19 protein-coding genes are annotated in these 20,764 nt (G+C 70.8%); 12 read left to right on the forward strand and 7 right to left on the reverse strand.

The genetic code is table 11. From position 1 onward, the window contains the following. Nucleotides 1-5 precede the first annotated feature (5 nt). From ABD331_RS48000 to ABD331_RS48010, 3 genes are read right to left on the reverse strand one after another with little or no spacing between them, the layout of a single operon-like run. Entirely contained in the window at nt 6-974 is a 969-nt protein-coding gene (locus tag ABD331_RS48000) for a carbohydrate ABC transporter permease (protein ID WP_344491383.1), read from the reverse strand. Further along, complete coding sequence (locus tag ABD331_RS48005) at nt 971-1,882, reverse strand: ABC transporter permease (protein WP_344491386.1); 912 nt, start codon at nt 1,880-1,882, stop codon at nt 971-973. Before ABD331_RS48005 ends, ABD331_RS48000 begins: the two co-directional genes overlap by 4 nt. Next, nucleotides 1,875-3,164 carry a polysaccharide pyruvyl transferase family protein gene (locus tag ABD331_RS48010; protein ID WP_344491389.1) on the reverse strand — a complete coding sequence of 430 codons (1,290 nt, stop codon included), beginning with the start codon at nt 3,162-3,164 and terminating at the stop codon, nt 1,875-1,877. The genes ABD331_RS48005 and ABD331_RS48010 overlap by 8 nt, the downstream gene beginning before the upstream one ends. A gap of 79 nt (nt 3,165-3,243) precedes the next feature. Between ABD331_RS48010 and ABD331_RS48015 the strand changes: the two genes are divergently transcribed. Further along, on the forward strand, nt 3,244-4,248 hold the full coding sequence (locus ABD331_RS48015; RefSeq protein WP_344491392.1) for a LacI family DNA-binding transcriptional regulator: 1,005 nt from the start codon (nt 3,244-3,246) through the stop codon (nt 4,246-4,248). A 205-nt stretch (nt 4,249-4,453) separates the two neighbouring features. Here the strand turns inward: ABD331_RS48015 and ABD331_RS48020 are convergent, their stop codons facing one another. Next, nucleotides 4,454-4,756, reverse strand: coding sequence for a hypothetical protein (locus tag ABD331_RS48020; protein WP_344491395.1), 303 nt, complete (start codon nt 4,754-4,756; stop codon nt 4,454-4,456). Between the two features lie 388 nt (nt 4,757-5,144). Between ABD331_RS48020 and ABD331_RS61160 the strand changes: the two genes are divergently transcribed. From ABD331_RS61160 to ABD331_RS48045, 6 genes are all read left to right on the forward strand, one after another. Further along, the gene (locus tag ABD331_RS61160) at nt 5,145-5,360 is read left to right on the forward strand and encodes a TfoX/Sxy family DNA transformation protein (RefSeq protein ID WP_425566236.1); all 216 of its coding nucleotides are present in this window, start codon (nt 5,145-5,147) and stop codon (nt 5,358-5,360) included. Between the two features lie 83 nt (nt 5,361-5,443). Continuing rightward, nucleotides 5,444-6,976 (forward strand): ABC transporter substrate-binding protein, encoded by a 1,533-nt coding sequence (locus ABD331_RS48025; RefSeq protein WP_344491397.1) that lies wholly within the window; start codon nt 5,444-5,446, stop codon nt 6,974-6,976. Further along, nucleotides 6,976-7,935 (forward strand): ABC transporter permease, encoded by a 960-nt coding sequence (locus ABD331_RS48030; protein WP_344491400.1) that lies wholly within the window; start codon nt 6,976-6,978, stop codon nt 7,933-7,935. Before ABD331_RS48025 ends, ABD331_RS48030 begins: the two co-directional genes overlap by 1 nt. Continuing rightward, nucleotides 7,932-8,792 (forward strand): ABC transporter permease, encoded by an 861-nt coding sequence (locus ABD331_RS48035; RefSeq protein ID WP_344491403.1) that lies wholly within the window; start codon nt 7,932-7,934, stop codon nt 8,790-8,792. Before ABD331_RS48030 ends, ABD331_RS48035 begins: the two co-directional genes overlap by 4 nt. Next, nucleotides 8,789-9,766, forward strand: coding sequence for an ABC transporter ATP-binding protein (locus tag ABD331_RS48040; RefSeq protein ID WP_344491406.1), 978 nt, complete (start codon nt 8,789-8,791; stop codon nt 9,764-9,766). The genes ABD331_RS48035 and ABD331_RS48040 overlap by 4 nt, the downstream gene beginning before the upstream one ends. Continuing rightward, nucleotides 9,763-10,782, forward strand: a complete 1,020-nt coding sequence (locus ABD331_RS48045; RefSeq protein WP_344491409.1) for an ABC transporter ATP-binding protein — start codon at nt 9,763-9,765, stop codon at nt 10,780-10,782. The genes ABD331_RS48040 and ABD331_RS48045 overlap by 4 nt, the downstream gene beginning before the upstream one ends. A gap of 225 nt (nt 10,783-11,007) precedes the next feature. Here the strand turns inward: ABD331_RS48045 and ABD331_RS48050 are convergent, their stop codons facing one another. Further along, nucleotides 11,008-11,742, reverse strand: coding sequence for a HEAT repeat domain-containing protein (locus ABD331_RS48050; RefSeq protein ID WP_344491412.1), 735 nt, complete (start codon nt 11,740-11,742; stop codon nt 11,008-11,010). 347 nt (nt 11,743-12,089) lie between these two features. On the opposite strand from ABD331_RS48050, the gene ABD331_RS48055 reads away from it, so the two are divergent. Together ABD331_RS48055 and ABD331_RS48060 are read left to right on the forward strand one after the other, a co-directional pair. Beyond that, nucleotides 12,090-12,551, forward strand: a complete 462-nt coding sequence (locus tag ABD331_RS48055; protein ID WP_344491415.1) for a nucleoside deaminase — start codon at nt 12,090-12,092, stop codon at nt 12,549-12,551. A gap of 371 nt (nt 12,552-12,922) precedes the next feature. Then, nucleotides 12,923-14,419 carry an IMP dehydrogenase gene (locus ABD331_RS48060; RefSeq protein ID WP_344491418.1) on the forward strand — a complete coding sequence of 499 codons (1,497 nt, stop codon included), beginning with the start codon at nt 12,923-12,925 and terminating at the stop codon, nt 14,417-14,419. 605 nt (nt 14,420-15,024) lie between these two features. On the opposite strand, the gene ABD331_RS48065 is transcribed toward ABD331_RS48060, so the two are convergent. Then, on the reverse strand, nt 15,025-15,732 hold the full coding sequence (locus ABD331_RS48065) for a TetR/AcrR family transcriptional regulator (protein ID WP_344491421.1): 708 nt from the start codon (nt 15,730-15,732) through the stop codon (nt 15,025-15,027). Nucleotides 15,733-15,840: 108 nt separating this feature from the next. Between ABD331_RS48065 and ABD331_RS48070 the strand changes: the two genes are divergently transcribed. Both ABD331_RS48070 and ABD331_RS48075 read left to right on the forward strand, forming a co-directional pair. After that, nucleotides 15,841-16,149: a hypothetical protein gene (locus tag ABD331_RS48070; protein ID WP_344491424.1), complete on the forward strand. Its 309-nt coding sequence runs from the start codon at nt 15,841-15,843 to the stop codon at nt 16,147-16,149. 27 nt (nt 16,150-16,176) lie between these two features. After that, nucleotides 16,177-16,383: a 4-oxalocrotonate tautomerase family protein gene (locus ABD331_RS48075; protein WP_344491428.1), complete on the forward strand. Its 207-nt coding sequence runs from the start codon at nt 16,177-16,179 to the stop codon at nt 16,381-16,383. Between the two features lie 244 nt (nt 16,384-16,627). On the opposite strand, the gene ABD331_RS48080 is transcribed toward ABD331_RS48075, so the two are convergent. Next, entirely contained in the window at nt 16,628-16,936 is a 309-nt protein-coding gene (locus ABD331_RS48080; protein WP_344491431.1) for a hypothetical protein, read from the reverse strand. Nucleotides 16,937-17,084: 148 nt separating this feature from the next. Here ABD331_RS48080 and ABD331_RS48085 point away from each other — a divergent pair, with 148 nt between their 5' ends. Then, the gene (locus ABD331_RS48085; RefSeq protein WP_344491434.1) at nt 17,085-20,750 is read left to right on the forward strand and encodes an nSTAND1 domain-containing NTPase; all 3,666 of its coding nucleotides are present in this window, start codon (nt 17,085-17,087) and stop codon (nt 20,748-20,750) included. The last annotated feature ends 14 nt before the right edge of the window (nt 20,751-20,764 follow it).

Here is a 20,764-nt window from a genome sequence, read left to right on the forward strand (position 1 = left end):
CCAGGTCAGCCCTTGACGGCGCCGACCATGAGTCCCTTGGCGAAGTGCTTCTGCATGAAGGGGTAGACGAACAGGATGGGCAGGACGGAGATGACGAGAATCGCCATCTGGACGGAGATCTGTGGTGGCAGGTTCTCCAGGTTCGAGCTGAGCTGGTCGGACCCGATCGGGGTGTTGTTGACGACGTACGTGCGCAGCACCAGTTGCAGCGGCCACTTCTCCGACGACTGGAGGTACAACATCGCGGAGAAGAAGGCGTTCCAGTACGCCACCGCGTAGAACAGCCCGATCACGGCGACGACCGCCTTCGACAGTGGCAGGACGATCCGCAGCAGGATGCGCATCTCCCCGGCACCGTCCATATAGGCGCTTTCCCGCAGCTCGCGCGGAATGTCCTGGAAGAACGCGCGCATGACGATGACGTTGAACGCGTTCACCAGCACCGGCAGGATCAGTGCCAGGTAGCTGTCCAGCAGGCCGAGCTGTTTGACCGTCAGGTACATCGGGATGATGCCCGGGTTGAACAGCAGGGTGAACACCGTCATCAGCAGGATCGGCTTCTGCAGCAACGAACCTGGTCGCGACAGCGCGTACGCCAGAGCGATCGTGCTGACGAGGCTGAGTGCCGTGCCGGCCACGGTGATGCCGGCGCTCACCAGCAGCGCACGGGTGACGACTCCGCCGGACAGCACGGCCTGGTAGGAGTCCAGCGTCGGCTCGTTCGTCCACAGCACGAAGCCACCCGCCCTGTTGACCTCCTCCGGAGAGGCGATGCTGGTCATGAGCACCGCCCAGAACGGCACCAGAACCGCCAGGCAGCCCAGGCCGAGCACGAGTCCCCGCGCACCGACCCCCAGCTTGCTGGGCTCGCCCATCCAGACCGGACGCTCGCCGCGGCCCGAGCGTGGCCGCGGCCCTGTGCCCGCGGCGGGGCGCGCCACGGGCACCGCGGCCGGCGCAGGTCGGCTCGTCACTTGGCGTACACCCCCTGCTCGCCCAGGGCGTGGGCCAACCGGTTGGCGCCGAGCACGAGCGCGACACCGACGATGCCCTTGATCAGCCCCACCGCGGCCGCGGTGCCCCAGTCGCCGCCGACGATCCCGTGGTTGTAGACGTAGGTGTCGAGTACTTCGCTGGCACCGGCGCCGACCTGTGCCTGCTGCAGGATGATCTGCTCGAACCCGACGGTCAGCGAGTCACCGAGCCGCAGAATCAGCAGCAGGACGATCACCGGGCGGATGTAGGGCAGGGTCACGTGCCACAGGCGGCGAGCTGCCGAGGCGCCGTCCACCACCGCGGCCTCCAGTTGCGCCGGATCCACTCTGGACAGCGCGGCGAGGAAGATGATCGTCGACCAGCCGGTGTCCTTCCAGATCACCTGTGATGTGATCATGAGTTTGAACAACTCGGGCACGCCGACGATGCTGAACGTGGACAGGTCGGCCGAGCGCAGCCAGGCGTTGAGCATCCCGCCGTTGCCGAACATCTGCTGGAACAGGGCGACCACGATGACCCAGGACAGGAAGTGCGGCATGTAGAGGATCGACTGGGCGAGGCGTTTGAGCCGCTCGCTGAGGGTCGCGTTCAGGATCAACGCGAGGCAGATCGGCAGCGGGAACACGAAGATCACCTGGATCAGCGTGATGATCAGTGTGTTGACGAGTGCGTTGAGGAACACCGGGTCGCCGGTGAGCACCGGCTCGAAGTTGTCCAGCCCGACGTACGGGCTGTGCCAGATCCCGAGGAACGGCTGGAAGTCCTGGAACGCGATGACGTTCCCGCCGAGCGGCAGATAGTGGAACAGCAGCAGCACCGTGACCCCGGGAAGCGCCAGCAGCAGCAGGACCCGGTCACGCCGCCAGCGGTCGCGCAGGCTACGCATCGCCGGTCTCCACCGGTGCGGGCAGGCCGATGGGCCGGCCCGTGACGCAGGCTTGCACCGCCGCCCGCAGCCGGTCGTCGGCATTGGCCGCGACCCTCCTGCTGCGGGCGACCGCGGGCGCCGGGTCGGTGGCGATGTCGGTGACCGCCGCGACGACCGTCGCCGTGGCTCGATGGTCGAGCTCGATCACCAGGTCGGGAGCGCCGAGGTCGGCGAACATCTGAGATTTCGTGGTCTCGGTCGGCTGCCGGAGGTAGACGGTCGGGATCGCATGTCGTGCGGCCATGATCGGCGAATGACACTCCATGCTGACCACCAGCGACGAGACAGCGTAGACCCCGGTCGCCTCCTCCAGCGGCCAGTACCGGTCCAGGATCCGGACCTGACTGAGCGTCTGTGGGCTGAGCAGGCCGGGAAGCTGCTCCTGAGCGAGCTCGACGGCATAGCTCATTTCGGGCACCACGACGGCCGGCAGGCCGCTGACGCGTACCCAGGTCTCGATCGCCGCCGCCAGCACCGCCAGGTCGTGCGTCACGGTGGCCCGGTTGACCGCGTCGCGCCGCAGCTGCTCGCGGGTCGGTTCCGTGCCGTAGATCTTCGCGTAGGGGGCGAAGCGCAGCCGCGGGACGAAGCAGGCGAACCGACCGGGCCGCAGGCCGAAATCCTCCAGCAGGCGAGCGGCGGCGACGGCGTCAGTGTGGTCGAACGCGAACGTGCCGTCCGGCCCGAAGGCGAGGTCGGGCCCGGTTATCTTCTGGCCGCGCAGAGTGGCCAGGGTCAGCGTCTCGCGGCAGTACACGAAGTCGGCGCTGTCGAATCGGTCCTTGACGTCGTCCTCGAGAAAGGACGGCGGGAGCAGATCGACCATCTGCGCCAGCTCCGGCAGCGTCGCCGTGGTCGGTGGGCACAGCGGATCCACGGTGACCCCGAAGTACCCGTACGGGCGGCCCACGTGCTCGCGCCACCAATCGATCTCGGTGCTCAGGAAGGCGTCGGCGCCCGAGCCGTGCATCAGGACGTCCGCGCCGTCGATGGCGGCGGCCAGCTCCGGGGTGCTCGGCCCGTCCCCGCTGAGGGTGCCATCGACGACGCGCAGGCCGGGGAACGCGTGCCGCAGCATGGATCGTTCGCGCTCCTCCAGCCGCACCGGCCAGAGGATGACCTCGGCCTCGGGGGCGTACCGCTGAAACGCCCGCACCACGCCAGGAGAGTGAGCCACGTCGCCGATGTTCACCGTCGCCCAGGAGGACCGCAGGAGGACGGTGCGACGTGTTGATGTCATGTGTACTCCTTGTTGACGTAACGTTAATTCAAAATAGGGATGGTGAGACGTTACGTCAAGAACCAAGTAAGCTGTCACCATGGCAACGCAACGTGACGTCGCACGGGCGGCTGGGGTGTCACTCGCCGTGGTGTCGGCGGTGGTCAACGGCACAAGCCACACCCGGATGAAGGAATCCACCCGCACCCGGGTGCTCCAGGCGATGCAGCAACTGGGCTACCAGCCGAACCAGACGGCCCGCTCGCTGCGGCTCAACCAGACCGACATGATCGCGATGATCCTCAACAAGCTCGACAACCCGGTCTACGGACCGCTGCGGCACGGGGTCTACGAGGCGGCGGCGGAGCACGGCGCGACGGTCCTGCTGGGCGATGCCGAGACGATGCGCTCCGGCAGCCAGTTCCTGACCCGGCTGCTCAGCCAGGGCACGGTCGACGGCATTCTGATCCGCGGGGAAGGGCTGCTGGACGACGACGTGATGGCCGAGCTCAGCTCCCACCCCAAGCCGATCCTCATCCTGGAACACGCGCTGGACCACCCCTGGATCGACGTGGACGATCGCCGCGCGGGCGAGATCGCGACGCGGTTCCTGGTCAACCTCCACCACCGCCACATCGTCTTCGTCGGGGGTTCCGGATACCTCTCCCAGCAGCGCTACCTGGGCTACCGGCAGGCGATGGAAGCCGCCGGCCGCACACCGGCCCCGCACCTGGCCACCGGGTTCGGCGAGCAGGCCGGCGCCGAGGGGCTCCGGCAGGCCATGCAGGCGGCGACCGCGCCGACCGCCATCGTCGTCAACAACATCATGAGCGCGGTCGGGGTCCTGGCCGCCGCACACGACCTCGGCATCACCATCCCCGACCAGCTGTCGGTGGTCGGCATCCACGACGTCGACCTGATGCGACACCTGCGCCCGGCCGTCACCGCCGTCCGGATGCCCATGTACGAACTCGGCCGGGCCGGCGTCGAGGCGCTTTACGACCTGATCGCGGGGCGGCCAGGCGCAGGCGGCGTCATCACCGACCCCGAACCCGAACTGGTGATCCGTGACTCAGCGACTGCTCTGACCCGGACCCGCGATTGACGCTCGGATGGTCGGCCGCGGCTCGAGCGGAACTGCTGGTGCCGCGAGATCAGAACGCGACCGCCGCTGTCCGGGACCGGCGGCGGTCAAGGCTCGCACGCCGGGGACGCGAGAAGGCAGCCCGCTGCTTTTACGGCCTCCGCTTCGGGCGTGGGGCTGCCGTGCCCCGGGCGACGCCGGCGGAGGCCGTTCCGCTGAAACTTGATCAGTCGACGCACATCGCCTCGTGGGTGGACTGGAAGACCCACGTGCCGCCACCCGGAGAGGTGTAGATGCCGACATTGTGATAGGTCCCAGGGGTGCAGTCGTGGCCGGCCGCGAGGACGGCCTGCCGGGCCCGCCCCTCGGCCGCCGCCACCCCTGCCGCGTAGGTGCTGCCCGCCCCCACCGCAGTGGCGCTGCGGGGAGTGTCGTAGCCGTCGGCGTGCGCGGCCACGGGCGTGATTCCCAGGCCGACCGCCACCGCTGAGATGAGGCCGAATCGGCGGAGCAGAGTTACTTTTCGCATGCTTCTCCTTGCAGGGGCAGGCATGTGGCCGATCAATGCGAATGCAGCGGCGGCGTTGACCGCTTGTCACGAATATCCGGCGGCCGTTGCCTCGTGGTGGAGCACATGGTCATGGGCGCTTCGGGACCTTGCCGAGTCGCCCTGGAGTGCCGCCTCGAGATCTACGAGCATGCATACTGTCATCGCTGCCAGGATTGCTGTCAACGGTTGTGGCAAGGCCCTTTTGTTGCGGGATTTATTCGGTCGGACGTGCAGGTTCTGAAGTCGTCGGTTCGGCCGGCGCGCACCGGTATTGATGAAAATTTCATCGGCGCGACGGGCCGGCGGGCGGCTGGACCTCGTCCGGCTCGCCGAGATCGCCGCGAACGGCCGGCCCGCGCTGGTCGACATGCGCGAGCCCGGGCAACTCGCCGGGCTCGGCGCCGTCGAGGTCTTCCGGCGTCTGCGGGACGCGGCCGTCCCCGGGCTGTCGCTGAACGCGCTGTGGGCGTTGGAAGGCGCGCCATCTTCCGCCGGCCGCGTCGGACCCAACCCTTCAGGCCAACGGAGAGTGTCCTCTTACGGGTCCCCCAACAAGGCGCTTGCGCAGGATCTTCGTCACTGAGAGAATCCAGGCGATCGCTTATGGTGACTTTCCGTTGCGGGAGACCTCCGGGCCCGGCCGCTCAGAAAGGCCCTATGAACCGTATGTCAGGTGCCCTGGCCGTCGTCCTCCTCGGCCTCACCACCGGGTGCTCCGACCCGACCAACCCCCAGGCCCAGAGCCGCTCACCGCAAGCACTCAGCCTCCACCTGTACCAGAAGCCGAAGCGCTTCTCCCCGCTGGATCCCCCCAGCGGCCCCGACCAGCAGATCATGACCCTGATCTTCGACAACCTGCTGACCATCGACGATTCCTACGCCTACTCGCCACGCCTGGCCGCCCGCTGGCAGGTGGCGGAGGACCGCATCACCTTCCATCTGCGCCAGGGCTTGAAATGGAGCGACGGCAAGCCGTTCAGCAGCAAGGACGTGCTGTTCACGTACGAACTGCTGGCCGACGCCACGAGCGGCAGCGCGATGGCGGGCAAGCTGGCCGCGGCCACCTTCGAAGCCCCGGACGACCACACCTTCGTGATCAACCTGACCAGGCCGAACGCCGGATTCCTCGGCTTGATCGCCGGACCGTACGCCTTCATCCTGCCCGAGCACGTGCTCGGCCGCGAGCCGGTGGACAAGATCGCCAACAGCGCCTTCTTCACCCACCCGACGGTCGGCATGGGCCCGTACACCTTCGTGCGCCACAAGACCGACCAGTACGTGGAACTGGCCGCCAACCCGCACTACCGCAAACCCATCGCCATCCCCGCGATCTTCCTCAAGCCCATCGGCTCCGACGCGGCGACCGCGCAACTCGGCACCGGCGAGCTGGACCTGGTCCAGGTCTCCCCGACCGACCTGCGGACGGTGGAAGCGTTCGAGGGCGTCACCGTCACGGCGAAACCGAGCCCCGGCTTCGTCCGGCTGGCAATAAACCAGAGCGGCCGAAGCGATCCCCGGGTGCGGCGGGCCATCCTCCACGCGATCGACCGCAAGGCGCTGATCGCCAACATCCTGGCAGGCAGAGGCCGGGTGCAGAACTCCTCGTTCGTCACTCCCTGGGCGCTGCCCGGCGGGCTGGACGAGTACGCCTACGACCCCGCCAAGGCCAAAACCTTGCTGACCGAGGCGGGCTGGACGGCCGGCGAGACGATGACGCTGTCCTGGATCCCCGGCCAGCGCGACCGCGACGCGGCGGCCACGGTGGTGCAGGCCGCGCTCAGCGCCGTGGGCATGACCGTCGAGCTCAAACCGGTACAGGCGGCCGAACTGCTGCAATCCTACGATCGCCGCACGTTCGACCTGGCGCTCTTCGGCGGAGGCGGCTACGCCGTGGACCCCTCCAGCAGCGCCGCCATCCTCAGCTGCGCCGCCTTCTACCCCAAGGGCGGGAACGTCGGCGACTTCTGCGACCCCTCCCTGGACGCCCTCACCGCCCAGGCCGACGCCCGTACCGATCAGGACCGGCGCGCCGAGCTGTACCAGCAGGCGGCGATCAAGGACAACGCCCAGGTTCCCTACGCGTGGCTGTACAACCCCGACATCCTGTGGGCCGCCGGTCCCCGGCTGCGCGGCTTCAAAGCCAGCGGCGACCCCGCCACCGGCTTCTGGAACGCCGACGAGTGGAGCCTGGCCGGCTGATGCTCGCCTACCTCGCGCGCCGGCTCCTGGTCAACGCCGCCGTCTTCCTGCTCATCAGCGTGGGCGTGTTCCTCCTGGTACGCGCCGCTCCCGGCGACCCGGTCCTGACGATGGTCGACCCCGAGCAACTGGCCTCGGGCACGTCGGCGTTCATCGCCGCCAGACGCGCCGAACTCGGCCTGGACGCGCCGGTCGTGGTCAGGTACGGCATCTGGCTGCGCGACGCGCTCAGCGGCGACCTCGGCTACTCCTTCGTCAGCGGCCGTCCGGTGGCCGAGGCGCTCGGCGAGCGGATGGGACCCACTGTGCTGCTCATGAGCGCCGCCCTGGCGATCGGCCTGACGCTGGCCGTGGCGGCGGGCACCCTGGCCGCGACCCGGCGCGGCAGCGCGATCGACCACCTCACGACCGTCGCCGGCCTGGGCATGATCTCGTTGCCCAGCTTCTTCCTGGGCATCGCCGCGATCTACCTCTTCTCGCTGAAGCTCGGCTGGACGCCGTCGTCCGGCATGTCCATCCCGGGCGACGGCGGTGCCGCCGACATCCTGGCCCACCTGGTGCTGCCCGCCACCATCCTGGCCCTGTCCGTCGCCGGGCCGTTCACCCGCTACGTGCGAGCCGGGCTGCTGACCGAGCTCAGCGCCGACTACGTGCGCACGGCCGAGGCCAAGGGCGCCGGGCCCGCCCGGGTGCTGCTGCGGCACGCGCTGCGCAACGCGCTCGTCCCGCTCGTGACCGTCACGATGATCTACATTCCGCAGCTCCTGGCCGGGGCGGTCGCCCTGGAGCAGGTCTTCGCCTGGCCGGGCATGGGGCAACTGGCCGTCAGCTCGGTCGGGCAGCTCGACCATCCGGTGGTGACGGGCTTCGCGATGTACGCCGCGGTGCTCGTGCTGATCTGCAACCTCGTCGCCGACCTGCTCAACGCGGTGGCCGACCCGAGGATCAGCGTGTCATGACCGTCACGCCCGCCGTGCCGCGAGGGCCGTACCGGCGTTTCCTGCGCAACCGTCTGGCGCCGGCCGGAGCCTTGTTCCTCGCCGTCACCGGCGCACTCGCGCTGGCCGCCCCGCTGGTGGCCGGTTACGACCCCGACGCGATGGAACTGGCGGCCTTCCGCGAGCCGCCATCGGCGGCGCACCTGCTCGGCACCGACTTCTACGGACGCGACGTGTTCGCCAGGCTGGTGCATGCCGCCAGGGTGTCGCTGCTGGTCGGGCTCCTGTCGTCGCTGACGGCGGTCGCGATCGGCGCACTGCTGGGCGCGCTGGCCGGCATGTTCGGCGGAGCGCTCGACGCCGTCGTCATGCGCGTCGCCGACGTGGTGCTCTCCTTTCCCACGCTGGTCGTCATCGTCGCGCTGGCGGGCGTGCTCGGGCCGGGCACCGCGATGCTCGTGCTCGTCTTCGCCACCTGCAACTGGCCGACCACCTGCCGCGTGGTGCGCGGGCTGACGCTGTCGCTGCGCGAGCGCGAGTACGTCCAGGCCGCGCGCACCTTCGGCGCCGGACGCCTGACGGTGATCGGCCGCCACGTGCTGCCCGCCGTCCTGCCGCAGGTCGCGGTGTCCGGGACGCTGCTGGTGGCGCAGCTCATCCTGCTGGAGGCAGTGCTGTCCTTCCTCGGCCTCGGCGTACGGCCGCCCCAGGCGAGCTGGGGCAACATGCTGGCCGACGCGCAGAACCTCACCCTCATCCAGACCACGCCGTGGTTGTGGCTGCCGCCCGGCCTGGCCATCGCGCTGACCGTCCTGTCCGTGAACTTCGTCGGCGACGGCCTGCGCGACGCCGTGGACCCGCGAGGAGCCCGCGAATGACGCCGCTGCTCGCCATCGACGACCTCGCGGTGGAGTTCCCCGCGCACGGCGGCGCGGTGCGCGCCGTGGACGGAGTCAGCCTGCGGGTCGCGCGGGGCGAGATCCTCGGCGTGGTCGGTGAGTCCGGCTCGGGCAAGAGCGTCACCGCGCTGTCGGTGCTCCGTCTGGTACGGCCGCCGGGACGCGTGGTGCGCGGCAGCGTGCGCTTCGCCGGCGAGGACCTGCTGACCCTGCCCGCGGCCCGGCTGCGCCGCATCAGGGGCCACCGCATCGCGATGATCTTCCAGGACCCGATGACGGCGCTCAACCCGGTCGTCCCCGTCGGCGCGCAGATCGCCGAGGCCATCAGGCTGCACCAGCCGCGCCTCGGCCGCGCGGCCGTGCGCTCCCGCGTACTGGAGCTGATGGCCCGCGTCGGCATCGCCGACCCCGAGGGCCGCCGCGGCCGGCACCCGCACGAGTTCTCCGGCGGCATGCGCCAGCGCGCGATGATCGCGATGGCGCTGGCCAACGAGCCCGACCTGCTCATCGCCGACGAACCCACGACCGCCCTGGACGTCACCAGCCAGGCGCAGGTGCTGGACCTGCTCGACACGGCCAGACGCGAGTCCGGCGCCTCGGCGCTGCTCATCACGCACGACCTGGGGGTGATCGCCGAGCTGGCCGACCGGGTCGCCGTCATGTACGCGGGCCGCGTCGTGGAGCACGGCGACGTACACGCGATCTTCACCACCCCCCGCCACCCCTACACGCGCGCCCTGCTGGCCAGCCGGCCCGGCTGCCGGCCGACGGGCAGCCTGAGGCCGATCGGCGGCAGCCCGCCCACCGCGACGGCGCCGCCGTCCGGCTGCGCCTTCGAGCCGCGGTGCGCGCTGAGCGCCGGCCGCGGCGTCTGCCGGACGGACCGCCCGGGGCCGGTCACGGTGGCCGCCGGTCACCAGTCGGCCTGTCACTTCCACGAGGAGCTGGCATGACGGACGTCGAAGGTGCGCAGGAGCCCGTGCTGGCCGTCGAGGGCCTGGTCAAGCACTTTCCCAGCCGCGGCGGGGCCCTGCGCGGGCGCACCGGGGCGATCCGAGCCGTCGACGGCGTGGACCTGACGCTGCACGCCGGCCGTACTCTCGCGCTGGTCGGCGAATCCGGCTGCGGCAAGACCACGACAGGCCGGCTCGTCGTGGGCCTGGCCAAGCCCACCTCAGGCCGGATCCGTTACGCGGGGCGCGACCTGGCCGCCCTGTCCCGCACCCGGCTCCGCCCGCTGCGCGGCGAGATCCAGTACGTCTTCCAGGACCCGTACTCGTCGTTGTCGCCGAGGCTGACCGTCCACGAGATCGTCGCCGAGCCGCTGCGCACCCTCGGCCGTTACCGCGACGGCGGCCGGCGGCGGGTCGGCGAACTGCTGGAGCTGGTCGGCCTGTCGCCCGAGCACGCCGGCCGCTACCCGCACGAGTTCTCCGGCGGCCAGCGCCAGCGCGTCGGCATCGCCAGGGCGCTCGCACTGAACCCGCGCGTGCTGGTGCTGGACGAGCCCGTCTCGGCGCTGGACGTCTCGATCCAGGCGCAGATCGTCAACCAGCTCGCTCAGCTGCAGCGCGAGCTGGGCCTGGCTTACCTGTTCATCTCGCACGACCTGTCGGTCGTCCGGCACCTGGGCGACACCGTGGCGATCATGTACCTGGGCCGGATCGTGGAGGAGGGCGAGACCGCGCAGGTCTTCACGCGGCCGGCGCACCCCTACACCCAGGCGCTCCTCTCCGCCCTGCCCATCTCGCACCCGCGTCACCGTGGCGACAGGAAGCGGATCGTGCTCGCCGATGACGTGCCCAGCCCGGTGAACCCGCCGCCGGGGTGTCGCTTCCGTACGCGCTGCTGGAAGGCCCAGGAGCGATGCGCGCGGCAGGAACCGACGCTGACCGGCGCGGGACACCGGGTCGCCTGCCACTTCCCCGAACCTCCCGAGCCGGGCCGCACGGACGTGGCTCACCTATGATCGCCCGCCGGGTGCCGGAGCGGGCGAAGGAGGTCCACAACTGCCGCGCACCGACAGTGCCTCGGCCCGACGTCGCCGCTGAGCGCGTCAACGCTGTTGGACTCGCCAGGCGGGTTCAGGCGCGGGCAACCCGCTCTGTGAGCAGGGCTCGCAGCTCCAGATCCTCACTGATCGCGGTGACGCCGCCCCAGTAGCTGTGCCGGCGGTCGTCGTCGAGGACGTCCCTCATGATGGCGAGATGGCCTCCCGGCAGACCGTCGATGCCTGCGAGCGCACGGGCGGCGGCCGACGCGACGGCGCTGTTCGGGGCGGGCGAGCAGCGCGACACAGACCGATTCGATGCCGCGGCGGTCCAGGTCGCGCAGCACGCTGGCGGTCGCGTGGCCGGGGTCGCGTGGGGCGAGGTTGCTGTGGGGGAGCGGGCAGGACGGCCGCCGAAAGACGCTTCACCAGAGCGCCGAGGGCGAGCAGCGCGTCGGTACGGACGGAGACGTCGGGGTCGGGCCACCCGGAGACGAGCGCCTGGGCAACCTCGTCAGGGTCGTGGGTGTCTTCGCCAAGAGCCCAGATCGCGCCCGTCCGTACGGCAGGGTCTTGATCGCGCAGCAGGGCCAGCAAGCTCGGGCGCGTCCGCACCCAGGCCTGAGGCCAGCCGGGGGCCACGAAACGGGTAGCGGCCTCCGCAGCTGTCCCCGCCAGGCGCGCGATGATCTCCAGCACCTCCGGGCGGCACGGGACGCGCGGCGACTCGGCGGCTTCCACCAGGAACGGCAGGATCGCAGGTGCGGCCGTGCAGACGAAACCGCCCTGGTGGTGGAGTTCGTTGAGGAGCTCGTCGGCTGCCTCGAACGCCTGGTCGCCGGTGAGGAGGGATCGCAGGAGGGCGGGAATGTCGCAGCGGCCCGAGTAGGTGTAGGTGAGCTCGCCCCACCGGATGTCGTCAACGCCCTCAAAGATCACATGACGACGATATCGGGGCGCGGGTGGCGATCGGATGAGCAGGACTGGACACCCTGACCTCCATGGGCGCGGCGGCCAGGGCTTCTCAAGGGCGTCGTCCGCATGGCACGAACCGAGCACATCGTCGCGTGCCCACCAGCGACAGGTGTGGGGAAGGCGCTTGTGGAACAGGCGATACAGCGCCCAGTGCCGCAGCGGTGGGCGTTCGCGCAGGCGCAGGGCGATCCCGCCGCGTACGACGTCGAGCCGGCATCCACGATCACGTTTCGGGCTGGAGTCGTGCGCCGAGGCGGCGGGCAGGAGGGAACCAGGCCGTAATCAGCGACCGACCGTCGGAGGCAGCGATGATGACCGAGTCACCCCGGTGGCCGGACGACGAGACCATGATGCGGGTCGCGATCGAGGAGGCGGAGACCGGGTTCAGGCAGGGAGGCGTCCCTGTGGGCGCGGCCCTGGCGACGCCGGACACGGTGCTCGGTTCCGGTCACAATGAACGGGTCCAGCGCCGCGATCCGACGGCGCACGGCGAGATCGCCTGCCTGCGCGACGCCGGACCCCGGGCCTCCTACGCCGGGACCACGTTGTACACGACGTTGTCGCCGTGCCCGATGTGCAGCGGGGCCATCATCCTCTTCCAGATCCCGCGGGTGGTGATCGCCGAACGGGTGACCTATGCGGGGGATGTGGACTTGCTGCGCGCCCATGGCGTTGACGTCGTCCTCTGGGCCGATGAGCGGTGCATCGCGCTGATGTCGGAGTTTCAGCGGCGTTCGCCTCAGGTGTGGAGCGAGGACATCGGCGGGCGGTGACGCGCTCAAGCGCACCATCAGCGTCACGCTCGTGACCGTAGCGCTCGGGTCAATTCATCATGAAACGGGAGTTTCCCATGCACGGCTCGAAAGGTCGCGTTGCGGGCCCGCCGGAATTTCACCGACGCCGGCTGGGGTTTCTTGCGACATTTCGGATTTGAGAGGGCCCTGCCACTGTCAACCCTTCGAAGACACCTGTGCGGCGGTTGAGTTGATTCGATAAGGTGCCAGGTCACGACCGCACCCCGTTCTGATCCGCGGGCCGCTCAGGGGCTCTGTCGTGCCGATCCCTGCCTGCCCGGGCCCTGGGACACGGGGGCGATCCTCACGGCGGGGCAGCCGGGCCCCCGCCGACGGGTCAGGAGGAACGAGTGGCACAGATCATCGCCGAGGTCTCACGGACGTTCAACGAGTTCCTGCTCCTGCCGAACCGGACTCGGACCGACTGCTCGGCTGCGACGGTCGACTTGCGCACGCCCTTGGTGCGGCACATCGCGGGCGAAGCGCCGGAGATCGAACTGCAGTCCCCGTTCACGTCCGCGATCATGCAGGCCGTCAGCACACCCGAGCTCGCGATCGCGCTCGCGCGCAGCGGCGGTCTCAGCTTCCTGCACCACAACCAGCCGATCCAGGACCAGGCCGCGGCGGTCCGCCAGGTGAAGAACTTCAAGGCCGGATTCGTCACCAGCGACACCAACGTCCGCCCTGACGACAGCCTGAGCCTCCTGGTCGACGTCATGCGCCGCACCGGTCACAGCACCGCCGCGGTCACCCACGACGGGACCGCCACCGGCCGCCTGCTCGGCTTGGTGACCTCCCGGGACTTCCATCCCCAGCGTCATGACCTGGACGGACCGGTCAGTGGCCGGATGACCGCCATCGCCGCCCTGGCCCATGCCGGGCCCGACATCACGCTCTCCGAAGCCAACGCGCGGTTGTGGGACGAACGGCTGGACTGCCTCCCGGTGCTGGATGCCGAGGGTCACCTGCAGCATCTGGTGTTCCGCTCCGACTACGCGGACAACAAGCGCTTCCCGAACCAGCTCGTGGACGCCGCCAAGCGGCTGCGTGTGGGCGCGGGCGTCAACACGCACGACTATCAGGAGCGCGTCCCGTTCCTGCTGGAGGCGGGCGTGGACGCGCTGTGCTTCGATTCGTCCGACGGCTACAGCGACTGGCAGGCACAGGCCCTTTCCTGGGTGAAGAAGCACTATCCGGAGATCCCGGTCGGCGGCGGCAACGTGGTCGACGGTGAGGCGTTCACCTTTCTCGCCGAGGCGGGAGCGGATTTCGTCAAGGTCGGGGTGGGCGGCGGCTCCATCTGCATCACCCGTGACCAGAAGGGCATCGGCCGCGGTCAGGCCAGCGCTGTGCTCGACGTCGCGGCGGCCAGGGACGCCTTCCGCGAACGGACCGGAGAGTACGTGCCGATCTGCTCCGATGGCGGGCTGGTGCACGACTACCACGTGGCCCTGGCGCTGGCGATGGGGGCCGACTTCGTCATGATGGGACGTTACTTCGCACGCTTCGACCAGGCGGCCGGCGCGAAGCTGCCCACCCGTGACGGCTTCGTGAAGGAGTACTGGGGTGAGGGCTCGAACCGGGCCCGCAACTGGCAGCGCTACGGCCAGGGAGGCCAGGGGCTGGTCTTCGAGGAAGGCGTGGACGGGTACGTCCCCTACGCAGGCGACCTCAGCGAAGGGCTCGCCCTGACCATCGCCAAGCTCAAGACCACGATGGTCTCCTGCGGCTCCACCACCCTGCCGCAGTTCCAGTCCACGGCCCGGCTGACCCTCGTTTCCGACCAGAGCTTCCAGGAGAGCCACGCCAGCGTCACCCTGCGGGACACCCCGGCAACGATCTCCTGACAGGCTGCTGAGAGTCCCGAGGTGGGACTGCTGGCCGGAACAACCCCTCCCGCCAGTGGTGCTCGGCCTGCGGACTGGACGATGCCCCGGCCCTCAGCCTCGGACATCGGCCGGACGGCGCAGTCGTACCGCGACATCCCGCAGGCACGAGGGCGCCGGATCGCCTTCCCCGGGCCGGGCTCACCTTCTTACTCGCCTCCGTCTCCGCCGCCACCGAATCCGCCGTCTCCGCTCCTCCCGCCTCCGTCATATCCAGTGCCTCCGCCGCGGTCGGCGCTCCCGCCTTGGCGGGCACCGTCGTCCGGAGAGTCACGAAACACGAACGCGAGGAACAGGTAGGTCAGGAAGGCGCCGAGCGAGAGGGCCCAGAGTCCGTCCGCGTCACGGGTGACCGTTAGAAAGAGGACGAAGGCTCCCAAGAGCGTCAGGATGACTTTCGTCCTTGGGCCCCATTCGTCGAGTAGTACATCAATCGGCTGCTCGCCCGTAACGGCGTCCGCACCTCGGATCTCGGCGTAATGGTGGTGGAACCATGGCTCGCGGACTCGCCAGGCGACATCGGAACGCGGATGCGCGTGGCAGGGGAGGGCCGAGCCAGGTGGCCGTCAGCTTCGGGCGGGGTTGGTGATGATGCGTTCGAGCCACCGGCTCAGAAGGGCCGCCTCGACCGGTTCCAGGGCCGCGGTCCCGGTGAGGTCGAGCTGCGCGTGCAGGCGCAGCGCCGCGGTGTGCAGCGGGTCGGCGTCGTTCGCGGCGGCCGGTTCAGCCAGTACGTGTGAGAACACGGCGTCCCGCATGCCGTGGGACAGCGCGGGGTCGTCGAACGCGGCGGGTCTGGCGATGTGGTCGAGGGCGGTCCCGACGTTCGCCGACAGGATGAGCTGGGCGGCGGTGTGCGGCTCGACCTTCAGCGCGCCCGCCGCCGCGCACCGCGTGAGCGCCGCCACCAGCAGGTCCGTCACGCGCTCCCGAGCCGTCGAGTGCGACCACGGCCTCGGGGTGAACATCAGCTGGTAGAGGGCCGGGTTCGCCTGTGCGAAGGCCATGTGGCCGTCCCAGCCAGCGTGCAGGTCGGCCACCGGGTCGCCGGTCTGCTCCTGGGCGGCCTTGAGTGCGGCGTAGCGCTCGTAGCCGTGGTCGGCGACGGCGTCCAGCAGGCCGCGCTTGTCGCCGAACAGCCGGTAGAGCACGGGCTGGCTCACGCCGACGGCCTCGCAGACCGCCCGGGTGGCGACCTCGTGGTCGGAGGACGACGCGAGCTGCCGCTCCGCCGCCTCGATCATCGCCGCGCGAAGCGGGTCGTCCTCTGGCATGCGATCAATGATAGCGGCTGATGCTAGCGAGGTTACGGAGTTGTGCTACGGTCGGAACGTAACGCCGATACGGCGAATCCGTATCGGCGATAGAGCGAGGAGCCTTCCATGATTGATCGACGTGTGGCCGTCGTCGGCGGCTCCCGTGAAGTTGGCGAGGGCACGGGGCTGCGCGGTCGCGGCGAGTTCTCAGGGAGGGCTTACGGCCATGACCCTGGTACGGGTGGGACCGCCGTCGTGGCCGGCATGAGGCGGAGCGCTGGCCGCAACGCCTTCGTCGTCACCGCCGTGCGACGGCTCGCCGCCGAGGAAGACCTCACGCTGTCGGCGGCCGAGCTGGACGTGCGGTCGCAGGAATCCGCCGATCTGGCCGGGTCAGGCATCGAGGACCTGTCGTCCTCAACCGCCTCGCTCTGAATCACCACTACAGGAAAGGTCATCACCATGCCGTTCGCCAACCTCAAGGTGCCCGCCGACACCCTGACCCCCGAGTCCAAGAAGAAGCTCATCGACGCCGTCACCGACGCCTACGCCACGGTCTACGGAGAGCGGGCCCGCGCCACCACCCTGGTCCTCCTGGAGGAGGTCCCGGACGGCGGGTGGGGCCTGGGCGGCAACGTCCTGACCGCCGAGATGCTCGGCCGTAGCTGACCCGTCCGGTGGCAGGGCCGCACCCCCGGCCCTCGCCCGCCCGTTCTCCTACCTGGGAAACGGGCGGGTTCAAGCCGGGGCGAACCATACGGTGACGGTCTCAGGCCGACTGACGGGCGCGGGTGCGGGGTGTCGGGCAAGCTCGGCAACGGCGCCGGGCCCACTCCGAAGACGGCAGGCGAGTGGTCGAGCATCGCATGCTGCTCGACCACGGCGGCGTGGGCGAACCACCGCATGCCCGGCATCACGCTCGACGGCGCCGGCGGATGTCTGGAACTGTTCGGGCTACGGGAGCGTCCAGGTCTCCGTCCTGGTCGGCCTGCCCACCCGCCCTGAAGTCGCCCTCGACCGCGGCTGACAGGGCCGCCTTGACGGCCGGATCGCCGTCGTCCTCGCCCAGGAACCGGCCGCGCAGGCACAGCAGGCGAGACCCGGACGAGGCGAGCGCCAGACCGGCCGCGACGCCGCGCCGGACGCGGACGCTCCCGCCGCACACAAGCCCGGCCCGGCCCACGTGAGCGCCGACGGCCTCATCCCCCGCATGGATCTCCACAGATCCCAGTACATGAAGTTTCATCATTTACCCCCTCTGTTCGTGCTGGCGATCTAAGGTCTAAGGCGGCCCAGAGATGTCCGAAACAGCCCTCCGCAGGTTCAGGACAACGCGCCGAAGACTCCGGACAACAAGAGGTGGGTGCACATTGGGGCGGCCTGAGCAGCCGGTGGATCCGCTGGCCGGTCCCGTCGAACGGCTCGCCTGGGAGTTGCGCCGGCTCAGGGACGAGGCCGGGCGTCCGAGCTACCGCCTACTGGCGGAGCGCGCGCATTTCTCGCGCAGCACCCTCGCCGAGGCGGCCACCGGAACGCGGCTGCCCACGCTTGAGGCGACGCTGGCGTACGCCGTCGCCTGCGGCGGCGACCCCGCCGAATGGGAGCGGAAGTGGCGAATGGCCGCGGCCGAGCTCGAACGGTCGCAGCGCCGTTGCCCTTACCCCGGCCTGCTCCCGCTGGACGTCGAAGCCGCCGACCTGTTCTTCGGCCGGGACGACCTCCTCGACGTCCTGCTGAAGGCGGTCAAGCAGGGACCGCTGACGGTGGTCCGCGGGGCCACCGGCAGCGGCAAGTCCTCGTTGCTGCGGGCCGGGCTGGCCGCGCGGCTGATGGCCGGCGGAACCACCGTCACGCTGCTCACTCCGGGCGCGCATCCGCTGTCCCGGTTGCCCGCCTCCGGCGCTGACGCCGCCGACGTGGTGATCATCGACCAGTTCGAGGAGACGTTCACACTCTGCGCCGACGAGCAGGAACGCGCCGGCTTCCTCGACGCGCTGAGCGAGCTCGTCACCGGTCAGGACGGCCCGGCGCTGGTGATCGGGATCCGCACCGACTTCTACGAGCGCTGCCTGTCGCATCCCGGCCTGGCCGCGGCCCTCCTCGACAGCCTTCACCTGCCGGTCGGGCCCATGTCCGAGCAGGAGCTGCGCGCCATCATCACCGAACCCGCCGCACAGGCAGGGCTGAAGGTGGACCCGGACCTGGTGGTCACCGTGGTGGCCGAGGCCGCCGAGCAGACGGGGGCGCTCCCGATGGTCGCGCACGCGCTGCGCGAGACGTGGAGCAGGCAGCAGGGGGACACACTGGCGCTGGCGGACTACCGGGCCGTGGGCGGCGTGTCCGGCGCGATCGCGCGGACCGCCGAGCACCTGTACGCCGATCTGGAAGACGACCAGCGGCAGTTGCTCCGCGCCGTGCTGCTGCGGCTCGTCGCCCTGGGCTCGGGCAGCTCCGACACCCGCCGCGGTCTCGACCGGGACGAACTCGCCGGCATCGGTCCCGCCGGCGAGCTGGACGCGGTCCTCGACCGGCTCGCCGCCGCCAGGCTCGTCGTCGTGGACCAGGACCTGGTCGACATCGCGCATGAGGCGCTCCTCACCGGCTGGCCCCGGCTGCGGGAATGGCTCACCGCCGACCGTGAGGCCCTGCTGCGGCACCAGCGGCTCACGTCCGACGCGGCCGAGTGGGACCGCAACGGGCGCGGCGAGGACTACCTGTACCGCGGCACGCGCCTCGCCTTCTGGGACGGCGAGGCGAGCTTCGTACCGCTGAACGAGCTGGAGCGAACCTTCCTGGCGGCCTGCCGCGCGAGCGCGGCCGAACGCGACCGGGCCCGCCGCCGCATCCGTCTCGCCTTCGGCGGGCTGCCGGTCGCCGCCGTCGTGGTCGTCGTGCTGGCCGCGCTTGTCCTGGTCCAGGTGGGTGACAGGGAGACCGAGCGCGACCGCGCCGCCTCGGTGCGGCTGGCCGCCGAAGCGCGCCGCCAGCTCCAGCAAGACCCGGAGCTGGCGTTGCTGCTGGCGATCGAGGCGTACGAGGCGGAGCCCACGCCGGAGGCCGACCTCGTGCTCCGCCAGGCCACCGCGGACTCCCGGCTGCGCGGCTCCACCCCGTCCGGCCTGCGCAGGGTCGAAGGGACGACGGCCACCCCGGACGGCCGGAAGATCGCGATCTGGGGCGCCGGATCGGGCCCGGCCGGCCTGGAGATCTGGAGCCTGGACGGCACCGCGCCGCGCCGGGCCGGCCCCGCGCTCCAGGCGGACCGGACGGACGGCATCCAGAGCGCCGCGTTCAGCGCGGACGGCCGGCAGCTCGTCACCGGAGACGCCGGGGGAGAGCTGGTGCTGTGGGACCTGGCCTCAAACGGCCCGCCCGTGGTGGTGGGGAGCGTGGACGGCGTCGTCCACGGCGTCAGCGTCAGCCGGGACGGCACGGTGGCGAGCGCGCACAGCGACGGCGTGCGCCTGTGGAAGCAGGGCGGCTCCAAGCCCGTCAAGCTCAGCGTCCCCGGCCGCGAGGTCAGGAGCGTCGCGTTCAGCCCCAGCGGCCGGCTGCTCGCCACCGGCGGCGGCGGATCGCCGCTGCGAGTGTGGGACATGACCGGTGACCGGCCCGTTCCGCAGCGCGCGGCCACGCGCGGCGAGCCGGAGCAGGTGGCCTTCGCCCCGCGCGGCCCCTGGGTCGCGACCGTCGAAGGCGACGTCCCCCGTGTCTGGGACGCGACGGAGACGCCGTCCGGCGACTGGATCCCGCAGGTCGAGCTGGCCGGCCACGCCCCGAAGCTGAACGGCCTGGTGTTCAGCGCGGACGGGGATCGGATGGCGACCTACGGCGCCGACGGCCTGATCCGCGTCTGGACGACGGGCAGCGACGCCGACCCGCTGGTGTTGCGCAGCCCGAAGGGGGATCCGCGCGGGGCGGCGTTCACCGCGGACGGCAAGTCGCTGGTCAGCGTCGACGCTGACGGCTCCCTGCGGACGTGGGACGTCACGGCGGGCGACCCGGCGCCGAGCGAGGGCAGGCCCCTGGCGCTCAGCGCCGACACGAGCACGGTGGCGGTCAGCGCGGGGCCGACCTCACTTCTCAACCCGCGGGACGTCCACATCAAGGTATGGCGCGGCGCGACCCCGGCCGAGGTGCGCGGCCCGAGTGACAGCGGCTACCACGTCGCGCTGAGCCCAGACGGGCGGCGGCTGGCGGGCCTCGGCCGGGCCGGAACCCTGAGCCTGTGGGACCTCACCACCGCCGGCGCGCCGGTCACCACACCCGCGCCCTTGCGCGGCCTGCCGACCGGCCTGGTGTTCAGCGCCGACGGGAAGCGGATCGCGGCGGGCGCCTACGGCACCGAACCGCAGGTGTGGCAGCTCTCCCCGTCCGGCGGGCTGAGCGCGGTCACCGGCTGGCAGCGCCCGCCCACCGGCCGCGCCGACGGCGACGTGGCACTCAGCCCGGACGGCACGAAGCTGGCCGACGCCCGTGACGACCACACCGTCGTCGTCTGGGACCTGACCGGCAAGAGCGAGCCGAAGATCCTTCGCGGCCACACCGAGGACATCACGGGCCTCGCCTTCAGCCCGGACGGGCTGCGGCTGGCCGCCGCGGCCGCGGACGGAGCCATCCGGCTCTGGGACACCGACGGCCAGGGCGATCCCACGGGCGTGCGGTACGGCGCCGAGAACACCGTCCGCAAAGTACGGTTCAGCCCGGACGGCACCTGGCTGGTCACCGACGAACCCGCGGGCCACCTGCGGCTCTGGCGGGCGGCAGGCGGCGGCGAACCGCTGGAGCTGACCGGCTGGGGCGCGTCCGGCGCTCTCGCGGTCTTCAGCCCTGACGGCAGGCGGATCGTCAGGGCGCTGAGCCCGGAGATCTTCCTCGGCCGCTCGCTGGCGACCGGTCTGGGCGTCAGCCTCGTCCGGACCCGCGCCTGCGAGGTGTGCGGCCCCGCCGGGACGGTGCTCGAACTGGCCAGATCTCGCCGTACGCGCGAGCTGACCGCGGAGGAACGCCGCAGCCATCTCACCCTGGACCTCTGATCCCCCGGCCGTCC

The sequence above is a fragment of the Nonomuraea monospora genome, from assembly GCF_039531895.1.
GTDB classification, from domain to species: domain Bacteria; phylum Actinomycetota; class Actinomycetes; order Streptosporangiales; family Streptosporangiaceae; genus Nonomuraea; species Nonomuraea monospora.